Origin of the sequence: Thioalkalivibrio sp. ALJ12, assembly GCF_000378305.1 — a bacterium.
Lineage (GTDB): Bacteria > Pseudomonadota > Gammaproteobacteria > Ectothiorhodospirales > Ectothiorhodospiraceae > Thioalkalivibrio.
In genome coordinates, this window is record NZ_KB899538.1 from 1,020,361 (window position 1) to 1,033,570 (window position 13,210).

Genomic DNA, 13,210 nt, shown 5'->3' on the forward strand with positions numbered 1-13,210 from the left:
CCGGCCGCTGGGCTCAGGTGGTGACCAGCGGGAGCTGATCGGCAACCAGGAGGTCGCCGGCCCGGTCGGCGGGTACGGGGCGGGAGTAGTAGTACCCCTGGGCTCGGGTGCACCCCAGTGCGCGCAAGGTGGCCGCGTGGGTATTGCTCTCGACGCCCTCGGCGACCGCCTCCAGGCCGAGGTTGCGCGCCATGTTGATCACGGTCTGCACCAGGCGCTGGCTGTACTCGTCGCGGTCCAGCCCGGCCACGAAGGCGCGATCGATCTTCAGGATATCCAGCGGCAGGCGGTGAAGATAACTGAGCGACGAGTAGCCCGTGCCGAAGTCATCCATCGCCAGACTGACGCCGAGGGCCTTCAGTCCCTTCAGGGTGGCGATCAGTTCTTCGAGGTTGCCCAGCGTTGCGGTCTCGGTGATCTCCAGGCGCAGTTGTTCCGGCGGGGTGTCGGTACCGCACAGGATCGTGGCGACCTCGTCCACCAGCTCGGGGCGGGTGAGCTGCCGCGCGGAGAGGTTGGTGCTGATCGTCAGCGGCGGGCCGCTGCGTTGTGCATTCCAGGCTTGTAGCTGGCAGCACGCGGTATACAGCACCTGCATGTCGATCAGGTGGACCAGCCCGGCATCCTCCGCGATCGGGATGAAGCGATCCGGGGGCAGGAGTTCGCCTTCCCGTTCCCAGCGCACCAGGGCCTCGAACCCGGTAATGCGATTGTCCGCCAGGGACATGATCGGCTGGTAATGCACGACAAAGGCATTGCGCTCCACCGACTCGCGCAGGCTGGTCTCCAGACGCAGGCTCTCGAGCGCCTGCGTCTGCATGCCCGGGTCGCAGAACTCGCAGCGGGCCTTGCCGAGCGATTTGGCGCGATACATCGCCATATCCGCCTCGCGCATCAGATCCTCGGCACAGCTCGGGCCGTCCTGATCGGGACTGGCGACTGGGCAGGCCTGGCCATAGGGGCGCGTGGCGATGCCGATACTGACCGTGACATACACCGTCTGGCCGGCGACCGCGAAGGGCTCGTGCAGGACGGCCTGCAGGCGCTCGGCGACGCGCAGCGCATCCACCGGTTCGTGCAGGCCCTCCAGCAGGATCGTGAATTCGTCACCGCCCAGTCGGGCGAGGGTGTCGTCCGGTCGCGCATTGTGGTCAACGCCGGGACGAGAAACCGTGTCGTTCTGGCGTAGCGTCGTCAGCAGACGCTGGCCGACCTGGGCCAGCAGCTCGTCGCCGGCCGTGTGGCCGAGGCTGTCGTTGACGAGCTTGAAGCGGTCGAGATCGACGAACAGCACGGCGAACAGTGACTCCGGCTCGCGCGCATAGCGCGCGATCGCGTGCTCCAGACGGTCGTGAAAGAGCCGCCGGTTCGGCAGGCCCGTCAGCGGATCATGGGAGGCGTGGTGGATCAGCCGTTCGGCGTGGCGGTTGCGCTCGACCACGCGCCCCAGTTGCACACCGGCCTGTGCCAGCAGGGCCAGTACCTCCGGCTGCTCGGGCGTGGTCTCGGCGGCGAAAAATTCCAGTACGCAGGCGGCCTCGTGCCCGACCATGACCGGGAAGGCGAAGCCCGAGCGCAGGCCGCTCAAGGCCGCCGCCGCGCGCCGGGGGAAATGGGGGTCCTGATCCAGGTGCTCGATCCACACCGGGGCACGCTGTTCGAGAACGCGGCCGGGCAGGCCCTGGCCGGAACGGAAGATCGTGTCTTCCGTACATTCACGAAAGGCCTCGACCGGGTCGAGTGTCCGCAGGTGCCAGATGCCCGTCGGGCCCAGCTCCAGTTCGCCATCTGAACTCTTGCGCGCAAGGTAGGCATGGCCGACCGGCCAGTCGAGAAACTCCCCGATGGCATTCAGGGCCGTGCGCAGGACTTCGGCGATGGAGTCGGACTGATTGGCTGCGAAGGCAATCGTGTTGAGCAGTTCGATCTGCTGCTGCTTCGCGTAGAGGTCCTGCAGGCGGGTGTCGGCCAGGGATTCTGCATGTCGTCGGGCCTCGCGTTCCTCGCGAATCAGGCCCTCGAGGCGCGCGCGCTCCTCGTCCGGGAGGACGTCGCTACGGCGGCGATTCATTGGTGGTTTCCGTGTTCGCGGCGACCACTGGCTGCGTCATGCATGGGCTTCCCCGGTCTTCCATACCCTGGGTGTGAACGCGGCGGATCATAACCCGTTTGAGGCTTGCTATCTCGGCAGACGCCGTGGCGCTAGCGGCTATTCCCGAGTGAGCGTAATTCCTGGGGGCGGTGTGGCTTGCGTGAGGTCCCGGTTGAGCACTGTTTAGTGATGTTCGTGCCCGGTCGAAGGGTTGCGCGGATCGGATACGTGAGTGACCCAGGGCTCGCCCATCTCTTCCTCCCAGGCCTCCTGGGTCGGGTGGTTCTGGTCGTAGCGGATCCATGCCTCGAAGATCTCGTCGGGCCACTGCGCCTGTATGAAGGCGATAATCGCTTCTACGTCGTCGTAGGACAGGGTGTCCTCGAAACTGGGCATGGCCCCGCCGCGCGCTTCGGCGCCGTAGCGGATCATGTCCTTGAGCTGCCAGTAGGGGTGGTGCCAGGTGTGGGCGCTGCCATCCAGGGGCGGGGGCGGCATGTAGCCGTCCGCGTCGCGCTGGCGCCAGTTCTCCGCGCCCTCGCGATTCTCGCCGTGGCATACCGCGCAGTTCTGCATGTACAGCCGTTCGCCGTATTGCAGGGTCTCGTTGTCCCAGTCGCGCTGGTGGTGTTCCGGGGTCGCGTCCAGGCCTGGCAGACCGTCGCAACCGACCAGGACCGCGCCGGCGAGCAGCGCGGCCAGGGCCGGAAGGAACATGACGGGCCGGCGTCCGTGTCGGCTTGGCTTCATTCAACCCTCATTGTGACGAGTACCATTTCAGTCCGTCCGTTGGTTCAATTCGTCTGCATCGCCGGGTCGTCCGGGTCCGCGGGATTTTCCTGCGTGCCCGGTTCGCCTTGCTCGGCCGGCGGGCGATCCCCGCGGACGGCATCACGAACGGAGCCCCAGGCCTTGCGCGAGCCATCGCGAACGCCACCCCAGGCATCGCGGGCGCCTTCGCGCACACCCTGCCAGGCACCGGAGGAACGTTCGCGGGTCTCGGCGGACCATTCGGCCAGGTTGTCGCGTTCGCGTACCAGTCCGTCGTAGGCCCGTTCTCGGCGCTCGCGGGTGGCATCGCTCAGGTCATCCCAGCCCTCGCGCGTGCGTTCGCGCAGGGTGGTGAGCTGCTGGTCCATTGCATCCAGGGTTTCGCGGGTGCGCGAGCGGGTTGCTTCGTCGTCGCGTTCGGCATCGGCCTGGATTTCTTCGCGGGTCTGCGCCCAGTCGTCGCGCAGCTCTTCCATTTCGGTTGCGGTTTCGTCCTCGGCGGCCTGCTCCTCGGCCAGCACGAGCGGCGCACTGAGTGCCAGCGCGGCCGCGGCCACCAGGGCGAGTCCTGTCGTGCGGATGTGGTCCATCATCGTATCCCCCGTGGGAATGGGCTTGTGGTCATGTGATGATAAGACGTTCGTGCGGTGGAATTTGTTGCAGTGGATGATGGATTTGCGACGCGAGACACGTGATGGGGTACCAGCCATGATAGACAGACGACTAATCGGGGCGCTTCTGCTGGGCGGGCTGCTGGCGGGTTGTGCGCCATTCCCTTCTGAGCAAAAGCGAGCGACGGACGTGTTCCAGCCGCAGCCGACCGAGCGCAAGACGCTCGAGATCCCGGAGCTCGAACCGGCCGCCACGCCGGGGGGCGCGGTGATGGACTGGGTGGAGGCCAGCGGCTGGCGCGAGGGCCTGGGTACGGACTACTCCAGTCTGGAGATCCACCATCAGCGCCGCGAGCGGGCCGAGGTCTTCGTCAAGAACCTGCGCGATGACGCCGTGCGCGACCATGAATACCGGCTGACACTTCGTGAACGCGACGATGGCTGGGCGGTGACCGGGGTGGAGCGGCGCGTGATCTGTCGCCGGGGGTTGTCTGGCGACGGGCTTTGTCGCTGATCGCCTGATTCGCGCGCGGCCTGACGATCAGCGGCGGCGCGCCAGGGACAGGCCGTCACCAATCGGTACCAGCGAGAGGTCGATGCGCTCGTCGCGATGCAGCGCCTGGTTGAAGTCGCGGATGGCCCGGGTGTCTTCGTCATCGCAGTCGCGGTCGGCCACCTGACCATGCCAGAGGGTGTTGTCCACCATGATCAGTCCGCCCGGGCGGACCAGTCGCAGGCAGGCCTCGAAGTACTCCGGGTAACCGGTCTTGTCGGCGTCGATGAACGCAAGATCGAAGCGATCGCTCTGTCCTTCAGCCTCCAGCTGGCGCAGGCTGGCGCGCGCATCGCCCAGGCGCAGGTCCATGCGCGCGGCCAGACCGGCCCGGTCCCAGTAGCGCCTGGCGATCGCGGTCCAGGCCTCGCTGTGATCCAGGCAGACCACCTCGCCGTCGTCGGGGAGAGCTTGCCCCACCGCCAGCGCGCTGTAGCCGGTAAAGGTGCCGACTTCCAGGTAGCGCCGGGCCCCGACCAGGCGCGCCAGCAGGGCCATGAACTGTCCCTGTTCGGGGGCGATCTGCATGTTGTGCTCCGGCAGCCCCGCGGTCTCGGCGCGCAGCTCCGCAAGCAGGCTGGACTCGCGCAGCGAGCGATCCAGTACATAGGCCTGAAGGCGGTCATCGAGCCCGATTGAACGGTTGGACATCACGGCTCCTTAGGCATGGGCAGGCAGGCGCCAGCGTAGCGGATGCAGGGCGAGCACCACCAGCACGGCCAGCGCCACCCATTCGACGGTGGGCGGTATCCATTCGGTGGCCTTGCCCGGGGTGATCGCGGGGCTCAACCCGCTCATGCCCAGTCCGGCATCCAGTGCCAGCCCGAGCGCCACGGTGCTGGCGCCGATCCCCAATAGATAAAGACTCAGGGCCGCGTTGCCCAGTTCCCGCCGGAACACCCCCAGGGTCGCCAGGCTGGTGATCGGGGCGGCCAGCAGGAACACCAGCACGGCGCCAGGAGAAACTCCAGCCGCCAGCAGGGCGACCGCGATGGGGGTGGCCGCGGTCGCACACAGGTACATCGGGATGCCGATCACGGCGAGCAGCAGCATTGCCGGCAGCCCGCTGCCATATTCCGCCAGTGCGGCCGGTGGCACCAGGGCCAGCAGCGCCCCGGCAACGAACAGTCCGATCACCAGCCAGAGACGGATGTCATCCAGCACGTCGCCGAATGCGTAGCGCTGGCCCTCCAGCAGGCGCGTCCATGGGCCCGGCGCCGTGGCGGATGGTGAGCCCCCTCCATCGCAGGAAGCCGCGGTGCAGCAGTCTTGTGACGTCCGCGTATTGTCCGCATGCGCCGCGGGAGCGCGCGTGCGCCCGACCAGCAGGCCCGTGGCGATGGCCGTCACCACGGCGCCGGCGACCCGGGCGACGGTCATCAGGGGGCCGAGCAGGGCATAGCTGATCGCCACCGAGTCGACGCCCACGCCCGGGGTACCGATCAGGAACGCCGTGGTCGGGCCCCGTCCGGCGCCGCCCCGGTGCAGTGCCAGGGCGGTCGGGATCGCCCCGCAGGAGCAAAGCGGCAAGGGTGCCCCGGCAATGGCGGCGCGGGCGGTCGGTGCCAGACCCGTGCCGCCCAGCCAGCGCTGCAGCACCGCCTCTGGCAGGAAGGCCTTGACCAGTCCGGCCGCGGCCAGGCCCAGCAGCAGCCACGGGGCGGCCGTCAGGGCGAGTTCCAGCGTAGCGCTCAGGATCGCGGCGATCATTGGTCGATCGTCGTCTTGGGACGTCGCCGCTGCAAGAGTCCGCGAGGGCAGCGCCGGATGGTGACTGGCGAGACAGGGGTCGGCAGAGTCCGCTGTGCCCGGCTACACTGCGCCACGGAATCATCCGAAACGGACAAGGAGCGGAATATGGAAGGGTATGCACTGGCCACCGTGGTGCACGTGCTGGCGGTCGTGATCTGGGTTGGCGGGATGTTCTTCGCCTGGATGTTCCTGCGGCCGACGGCGGCACGGCAGCTCGACGACATGGCGCGGCTGCGCCTGTGGGAAGAGGTGTTCCAGCGCTTCTTTCCCTGGGTGTGGGCGGCGGTCGTGGCGCTGCTGATCACCGGCTTCCACATGATCTTCCTGGTGTTTGGCGGCATGGACAGCGTGCATCCCAGTGTGCACACGATGCTGGCGCTGGGCCTCATCATGATGGCGATCTTCGCCCATGTGGTATTCGCCCCGTACCGCCGTATGCGCCAGGCGATCGCGGCCAGTGACACCGCGGAAGGCCTGCGCCGTCTGGGCCAGATCCGCCGGCTGGTGGGTATCAACACCCTGATCGGGCTGGTCACCATCATCGTGGCCTCCGGTGGTCCGCTGATGCCGCAGTAGGGTCATTGCCGGTCGGGCAGTCGGGAGAGGCCGGGGCTCAGCCGGCCGATCGCAGGGCCGGGTGCCAGACCAGACGCGGCGTGCCGGGAGGTTCGATTACCACAGCCGCGTTCTGGTCGAACCCGACCATCCAGGTATCCAGCTCGGCGGCGCCCATCCCCAGCACACAGCAGCCGGGTTCGTCGGCCCAGCGGCCGGCCGGGTCCCGGTGGACCGTGGGCCAGCAGCGCCAGCCGGCCTGCGCCAGCTCGCGCTCGAGACGGGCCTGGCGTGCGCGGTTCTCCGGTTCCGGCAGGGGGTCGCTGCGCGGGTTCCATGCGGTCAGCAAGCTGGCCTGCTTCACCCCCTGTGCCTGCACGGCGGCCTCGAGACGCGGATCGCGCTGACCGATGCGCAGGAGCAACGTCTGCCCGGGGGCCTCGATGCAATAGTGCGTGGCAGTGTAGGCCCGGGACAGCGCCGCCCGGGTCTCGGGGTTATCGATGGGTGTCCCGTCCCCTCTTGAGTTTGGCGCCATCCCGGGGCACTCTCGCGTGTGGTCGTGCGGACTCACGATCACACAGGGAGACAGCATGCGCGTCAAGGACTGGACTCAGACCTGCCGGACGGTCGGTGACGATCCGACGATCACGCGGGCGAAGGCACTGGCAGCCGGAAGGTCGGTGGGCTGATCGTGTCCGTCGATCGCCCGCGTGTCCCGGGAATCACCAGCGTGTTTGCGCTGGTGATTCTGCTGGTCGCGGCGATCGCGGTGTTCAGTTGGCTGCGGGTGCAACACCTGCAGCAGGATATCCAGACCCTCACCGAAGAACACATCCAGAGGGTTGATCATGTCCACCGCATGCGCAGCCTGGTGCGCGAGCGTGTGCTGCGCGCATCGCTGGTGGTGAGCGCGGAGGACACCGCCCTGCAGGAGCGCTATCACCGGGAGTTTCGCGACCTCGCGCCCCAGTTCGTGGAGACACTGGCGGCGGCGGAGGCCCAGACCACCGAGACCGCGGAGCGCCAGCGCATGCAGGAATTGCGCGAGCTGACTTCCATCGGCGCCCCGCTTCTGGAAGACATCGTCGATCTCGCCCTGGTCGGGGACCGTAACGAGGCCCTGGGCATGCTGTATGCCGACTTGATGCCGGTGCAGGAAGAAGTCCTGGGTCAGATGGAGCGCATACTGGAGGCTTTCCACCGGGACAATACGCGTGCGATCGAGGTCATGGCGCAACGCCATGAACAAAGCCAGGAATGGATGCTGTGGGCCACCGGTCTGGCGGCGTTGCTGATCATGCTGCTGGGGGCTCGCGTACGCCACCGCCTGCAGCGCAATCACCAGGCACTACAGGACGAGTTGCGCGAGCGCGAACGAGTGGAGGCGCGCCTGCGCGAGACCCAGGGGGGTCTCGAGGCCGCCGTGGCGCGTCGAACGGCGGAGCTCGAGGAGACCACGGCGCGCCTGGAGGAGGCGCAGCGCAGTGCGGGCGCAGGGTTCTGGGACTGGGACATACGCAATGGGCAGCTGAACTGGTCCGCTCATGTGTTCGAGCTGTTCGGGCTGGACCCCGGGTTGGACGAGGCGGGTTTCGAGTCCTACATCCACGCCGTGCACCCGGATGACCGCACCCGCGTGCGCCGGACCATCAACCAGGCCCTTGCCAGCGAAGCGGTCTATCGTGTCGATCACCGGGTCGTGCGGCCGGATGGCGGGGTGCGCCATGTGCGCGTGGAAGGCGAGATCGCCCGTGACGACACCGGCCGCCCCCTGCAGGTCCTGGGGATGGTGCGGGATGTCACCCTGGAAAAGGCCTCGGAGGAGCGCCTGTGGCATCAGGCCCATCATGACTCGCTGACCGGGCTGGCCAATCGCAGTCTCTTTAACGAGCACCTGTGCCATGCGCTGCGCCGTGCCCAGCGCAACAACACGGGGCTGGCCCTGGTGGTCTGCGATCTGGACGGGTTCAAGCCAATCAATGACCGGCTTGGCCATGACGCGGGCGATGTGGTGCTGGTGACGGTGGCCGGGCGTCTGCGCGAGGGGGTGCGCGAGTGCGATGTGGTCGCCCGCATGGGGGGAGACGAGTTCGTGATTCTGCTGGAAAACATGGATGGCCCGGATGCCTTGCTCGGGGTCGGTCTGAAGCTGATCGAACGCTTTGCCGAGCCCATCGAGGTCAACCACGAGGCCGTGCAGGTGGGCTTGAGCATGGGAGCAGCTCTGTACCCGCATGACAGTGCCGACGCGGAAGGTCTGCTGCTGCAGGCGGATCGTGCGATGTATGCGGCCAAGGAGGCCGGGGGCGGCGGGATCGTGTTGTACGAGCAGGTCGATACCAGCCTCGCCAGCCGGTCGAACACACGGCATCGGCGGCGCGGGCCGCTGGGCTGCGGTCTTGGGCTGGAAGCCCCGTAGTCAGCGCTGGGTCAGCTCTGGCGTTGCGCTGCCTGGCTGGAGTTTCGTTCCAGCCAGGCCGGGAACTCGTCTTCCGCGATCGGCTGGCCGTAGAGAAATCCCTGGAAATGCGTGCAACCCAGTGCCAGGAGCCGCTGGCGCTGGGTCTGTTGGGCCACGCCCTCGGCGATCACGCGCAGGCCCATGTTGTGGCCGATATCGAGGATGTTCTCGATGAGCATCTGCTCGCCCTTGTCCACGAGTTCATCGATGAACGACTTGTCGATCTTGAGTTCGTCCAGTGGCAGATCGCGCAGGTAGGCCAGAGACGAATACCCCGTGCCGAAGTCATCCAGTGCCACCTGGACGCCGAACTCGCGCAGCACCCGAAGTTTCCCAATGGCATCGGACAGGTCACGCAGCAGTCCCGACTCGGTCACTTCCAGGGTGATGCGGCTGGGTTCCAGGTCGGCGGCCTGCACGCGCTCCCTGAGCTGCTCGACGAAATCGGGGCGGGCCAGCTGCCAGGGCGAGATATTGATGGCCACGTGGGGCGGAAGCGGCAGACCCCGCGCGCGCCAGTCCCGCAGATTTTCCAGTACATGTTCGACCACCCAGGTCCCGATAGGGTGGATCAGCCCGGTCTCCTCGGCGATCGGGATGAACAGCGCCGGCCCGACCGAGCCCAGCTCGGGGTGTGTCCAGCGCAGCAGCGCCTCGGCACCGATCAGGTTCTCCTGGGCATCGAACTGCGGCTGGTAACTCAGGTGCATCTCGTGATTCGCCAGGGCCTGGCGCAGCCCCTCCTCGATCTGCAGCCGTGCACGGGCCTCGTCCTGCAGCGCATGGCGGTAGAACTGCACCCCGCCGCGTCCGGTCCGTTTCGCCTGGTACAGCGCGATGTCGGCATGGCGCAAGGCATCCGATGAGGTCTGCCCCGCGTCCGGGAACAGCACGCAGCCCAGGCTGGCGCCGACACTGAAGGTGCGCTCTCCCACCACGATCGGGTGCTGCAGGGCATCCAGCAGCCGTTGGGCCGCGTCGTTGACCGTCGCCTCGATCGCCTGGCGCGATGCGCGCCGGGGATGGATCAGGGTGGCGAACTCGTCCCCGCCCAGGCGCACCACCAGGGCCTGTGCGGGCGCGTTCTGTCGCAGGCGGTCGGCGACCGCGGCCAGCACGGTGTCACCGACCGCGTGCCCCAGGGCATCGTTGATCGTCTTGAAATGGTCCAGATCGATCAGGATGAGCCCGCCATGCTGGCCCCCGTAATGTGCCAGGTCCAGATCCTGGGTTAGGGCGTCGTGCAACTGGATCCGATTGGCCAGTCCGGTCAGCGGATCGTGATAGGCGAGCCGCCGGATGTGCTCCTCACCTTCCAGTCGCTCGAGTTCGGCCGCTGCCCGGTCGGCAAAGATCTCGAGGATGCCCGCTGCCTGTTCGGTTTCGTCCAGCGGGTAGCGGTTCAGGACCGCGATGTGTCCGAGTTCGCGTCCCTGACTGTCGAGCATGGGGGCCCCGAGATAGCTGCGTGCCTCCATCTCGACGAGGAGGTGGTCGTGTGGGAACAGTTCCTGAACGCCATCCGGGTAGACGCACAGACCGCTCGTTAGTGTTTCATCGCAAGGGGTGTTGGCCAGGGCATAGTGGATGTTCTGCCCGAGTTCTCCATCTTGGGAAAGCGCGACGGTTTCGACGTAACCGGGCCTGTCCGCCATGTTGATGCCCACCAGGGCATAGTTGGCGCGAAAGACCTCGCTTAGCCGAAGCACAAGGTTCTGGAAGAAGCTCTCCCGGTCGTGGGCGCGAAAACCCTGAGCGATCACGCGCAGTGCGTCTTCGCTGCGGCGCGCCAGTGTGATGTCTTCCTGCATCACGACGATGTCCTGCACCTCGTCGCGGTGGTTCTTCAGGGGATAGACGCAGCCCTTCAGCCAGCGGTTGCCCGCCTGTTTGGCCGCGGGGTCGGAGCTCGCGTGATACGCGAACGGGCCGACGAGCTGCCGCTCGCCCAGCGCGGCGGCGCGGATCGCGTCGGTGATGCGTCCGTCGATAGTGTCTGGGAGATGCAGCACGCTGGAATCTTGCACGCGCTTGCCCTTGCGGCCGTGCATCGCCTCCCAGGCCGCGTTGACCTGGCGCACCCGGCCCTCGGGCGTGAGGACCTCCACGGCCATCGGGGCCTGGTGCACCAGGTCGCGAAAGCGGTGCTCGGATTCGCGGATGCGCTCCTGAGTCTCCCGGTGCAGCACCAGGCTCATCACCAGGATCATGCCCAGATAACCGAACACCCCCAGTGGAACGGACTCGATGATGCCGAGGCGTACCAGTGCGCCCTGAACGGTGGCCGCGAGGAAGACAATGATCGCTGCGAAAAGGATCAGCGGGCCGCTGCCTCCTTCACGTCGCCACTGCCGCAGCAGTGCCCAAAGGGCGAAGCCGAACACCAGTAGCAGGCCCGCCAGAGCCAGCAGGAACCAAGGGCTCGGCGGCCCCATCCCAAGCGACAGTGTTTCGCCCCAGGGCATGGCGACTGTACGTAGCTCGGAAATCTCGCTCAATTGCAGCCCGTACGGTTGGCGCGTGTTCGCGATCCAGACGGCGAGCATTAGCACGCCCAGGACTGCGAGCAGGCCGCGTGCCGGGGTCTCGGTATAGCGGGCGATAAAGGCCGCGAACAGTACATACACGGGGGCAATCAGGGCGTAGTACACCTTGATTGGGCCAGCATAGGCCTCGATGGACGTCGCCTGGTAGGACAGGGCAATGCTGAACGCGGCGCCCGTCATCAACAGGCACATCGCGGCGAACAGCAGGTGTTCCACGCGGCGCAGGCTGTGGGCCGCATGCAGGAGGTGGCTGGCTGTGGCGTAGACACACAGCCCGGCAAGCAGGTACAGCGCTGCGATCAGTGGACCACTCATGGCCGCCCCCCTGTTGCGACGGAAATCCCTTTCCTTATCGACAAGTTAAGCACAACCGCGAGTGGGTTGCGCGCAGCCGGGGGGCTACAGGTATGGAGTCAGCAGGCGGGCGGCGCCATCGCGCAGGCGGGCGGGGAGGGTGCGCGCGTGGACATCTTCCAGGCTCAGCGCGTGGGAGCGCGAGCGCAGATCCTCGGCCCAGTCGGCTAGCTGCTGCCCCAGGTCGCGGCCCACGCATTCCAGGTTGCACTCGAAGTTGAGGCGCAGGCTGCGCGGGTCCCAGTTGGCCGATCCCACCAGGGCCCATTCCCCGTCGACGAGCATCAGCTTGGAGTGATTGAACGGGGGCGGCGTCAACCAGATGCGGCAGCCGCGGGTCAGGAGTTCGCCGTGCAGCGGACGGGCGGCCCACTCGACCAGGCGCAGGTTGTTGCGTTCCGGCAGCAGTAGATCGACCTCGATGCCGCGCAGGGCCGCGGCCTTGAGCGCCCCCAGCAGTTCCAGGTCAGGCAGGAAGTAGGGCGTGACCACGGTAACGTGCTCGCGCGCCTCCGCGATCGCGGCCAGCAGGGTGAACTTGAGCACCTCGAAGTCTTCATCGGGGCCGTCCGGCAGGGCGCGGCACAACTGGGCACCTGCCAGGCGCGTCTCCTCCGGGAACCAGGGCGGGCCCTCCAGCGCCTCCTGCGTGCTGAACTGCCAGTCTTCCGCGAACACCCGCTGCAACTGCAGGCAGATCGGACCGCGGACCTCGAAGTGCAGGTCCTGAATCGGGTGTGGGCCCGGGTCGCTCGCGCTGTGGCCGCGACGGATATTCATGCCTCCGGTAAAGCCGTGCTCGCCATCCACCAGCAGCATCTTGCGGTGATTGCGCAGATTGAACGCCGCAAGCGTCCGCGGCAGGTGGTGTACGGGCATGAAGGCGGCGGCCGGGATGCCGGCCCGCTTGAGGAAGCGCAGGGTGTTGCGGCGGCTGTAGCGGGCGCCGATCCCATCGATCAGGACGCGCACCTCGACGCCGCGGTCGTGGGCGGCCTTCAGGTGGCGCACGAATCGCTGCCCGACCACGTCGTAGTCAAAGATATAGGTCGCCAGGGTGATGCTGCGGGACGCGCGGTCGATTGCCTCGAGCATCGCCGCATAGGCCTGGTCCCCATCGGTCAGCGGTCGGACCGAATTGCCGGCGCTGGCGCGAAACGGCGCGAGCCGGTCGCCACAGCCCAGCAGGCGACTCCAGCGGGGCGGAATGCCCGGGCCGTCGGCGTCGCGCGCCGCGGGGTCGACCAGCAGATGGCCCTCGCGCAGGGCGTGGGCGCGGCGGCGGATGCGGTTGACCCCGAACATCCAGTACAGGATCGAGCCCCCCACCGGCAGCAGTACGATCAGCCCGACCCAGGCGATCACGGTCCCGGTCTCGCGGCGCTGGAGCAATGCGTGCATCACACTGGCGGCGGCCAGTGCAAAGGCGGCGACGGCAGTGATACTGGCAATCCAGCCGGTACCCAGCACGGCATTCTCCCCGGGAATGGAATGGTGGCGGTGTGATCGCTA

General features: G+C 67.3%; 11 protein-coding genes. 3 read left to right on the forward strand and 8 right to left on the reverse strand.

Translation table 11 applies throughout. The features are described 5' to 3' along the window. Positions 1-13: 13 nt before the first annotated feature. The 3 genes from F467_RS0104880 to F467_RS0104890 form a co-directional block, all read right to left on the reverse strand. Positions 14-2,071, reverse strand: coding sequence for a bifunctional diguanylate cyclase/phosphodiesterase (locus F467_RS0104880; protein WP_018138567.1), 2,058 nt, complete (start codon positions 2,069-2,071; stop codon positions 14-16). Positions 2,072-2,275: 204 nt separating this feature from the next. Further along, positions 2,276-2,809, reverse strand: coding sequence for a cytochrome c (locus F467_RS0104885; protein ID WP_018138566.1), 534 nt, complete (start codon positions 2,807-2,809; stop codon positions 2,276-2,278). A 77-nt stretch (positions 2,810-2,886) separates the two neighbouring features. After that, entirely contained in the window at positions 2,887-3,456 is a 570-nt protein-coding gene (locus F467_RS0104890; RefSeq protein ID WP_018138565.1) for a hypothetical protein, read from the reverse strand. A 208-nt stretch (positions 3,457-3,664) separates the two neighbouring features. Between F467_RS0104890 and F467_RS13160 the strand changes: the two genes are divergently transcribed. Further along, the gene (locus tag F467_RS13160) at positions 3,665-3,988 is read left to right on the forward strand and encodes a hypothetical protein (protein WP_018138564.1); all 324 of its coding nucleotides are present in this window, start codon (positions 3,665-3,667) and stop codon (positions 3,986-3,988) included. Between the two features lie 27 nt (positions 3,989-4,015). Here F467_RS13160 and F467_RS13790 read toward each other — a convergent pair whose 3' ends face one another. Together F467_RS13790 and F467_RS13795 are read right to left on the reverse strand one after the other, a co-directional pair. Then, positions 4,016-4,678, reverse strand: a complete 663-nt coding sequence (locus F467_RS13790) for an O-methyltransferase (protein ID WP_018138563.1) — start codon at positions 4,676-4,678, stop codon at positions 4,016-4,018. Positions 4,679-4,687: 9 nt separating this feature from the next. Further along, on the reverse strand, positions 4,688-5,737 hold the full coding sequence (locus F467_RS13795) for an SO_0444 family Cu/Zn efflux transporter (protein ID WP_018138562.1): 1,050 nt from the start codon (positions 5,735-5,737) through the stop codon (positions 4,688-4,690). Between the two features lie 147 nt (positions 5,738-5,884). Between F467_RS13795 and F467_RS0104910 the strand changes: the two genes are divergently transcribed. Further along, positions 5,885-6,355, forward strand: a complete 471-nt coding sequence (locus tag F467_RS0104910) for a CopD family protein (RefSeq protein WP_018138561.1) — start codon at positions 5,885-5,887, stop codon at positions 6,353-6,355. 37 nt (positions 6,356-6,392) lie between these two features. Here the strand turns inward: F467_RS0104910 and F467_RS0104915 are convergent, their stop codons facing one another. Continuing rightward, positions 6,393-6,758, reverse strand: coding sequence for a DUF3293 domain-containing protein (locus F467_RS0104915; RefSeq protein WP_018138560.1), 366 nt, complete (start codon positions 6,756-6,758; stop codon positions 6,393-6,395). 270 nt (positions 6,759-7,028) lie between these two features. Here F467_RS0104915 and F467_RS0104920 point away from each other — a divergent pair, with 270 nt between their 5' ends. Further along, positions 7,029-8,756, forward strand: coding sequence for a diguanylate cyclase domain-containing protein (locus tag F467_RS0104920; protein ID WP_018138559.1), 1,728 nt, complete (start codon positions 7,029-7,031; stop codon positions 8,754-8,756). 11 nt (positions 8,757-8,767) lie between these two features. Here F467_RS0104920 and F467_RS0104925 read toward each other — a convergent pair whose 3' ends face one another. Beyond that, complete coding sequence (locus F467_RS0104925) at positions 8,768-11,659, reverse strand: EAL domain-containing protein (protein WP_018138558.1); 2,892 nt, start codon at positions 11,657-11,659, stop codon at positions 8,768-8,770. Between the two features lie 84 nt (positions 11,660-11,743). Continuing rightward, positions 11,744-13,168, reverse strand: a complete 1,425-nt coding sequence (locus F467_RS0104930) for a phospholipase D-like domain-containing protein (RefSeq protein WP_018138557.1) — start codon at positions 13,166-13,168, stop codon at positions 11,744-11,746. Positions 13,169-13,210: the final 42 nt, after the last annotated feature.

Excerpts from the sequence above, each read along its gene's own strand:
- F467_RS13795 (WP_018138562.1), bottom strand. The coding sequence starts at position 5,737 with ATGATCGCCGCGATCCTGAGCGCTACGCTGGAACTCGCCCTGACGGCC.
- F467_RS13790 (WP_018138563.1), bottom strand. The coding sequence starts at position 4,678 with ATGTCCAACCGTTCAATCGGGCTCGATGACCGCCTTCAGGCCTATGTA.
- F467_RS0104890 (WP_018138565.1), bottom strand. The coding sequence starts at position 3,456 with ATGATGGACCACATCCGCACGACAGGACTCGCCCTGGTGGCCGCGGCC.
- F467_RS0104885 (WP_018138566.1), bottom strand. The coding sequence starts at position 2,809 with ATGTTCCTTCCGGCCCTGGCCGCGCTGCTCGCCGGCGCGGTCCTGGTC.
- F467_RS0104925 (WP_018138558.1), bottom strand. The coding sequence starts at position 11,659 with ATGAGTGGTCCACTGATCGCAGCGCTGTACCTGCTTGCCGGGCTGTGT.
- F467_RS0104880 (WP_018138567.1), bottom strand. The coding sequence starts at position 2,071 with ATGAATCGCCGCCGTAGCGACGTCCTCCCGGACGAGGAGCGCGCGCGC.
- F467_RS0104910 (WP_018138561.1), top strand. The coding sequence starts at position 5,885 with ATGGAAGGGTATGCACTGGCCACCGTGGTGCACGTGCTGGCGGTCGTG.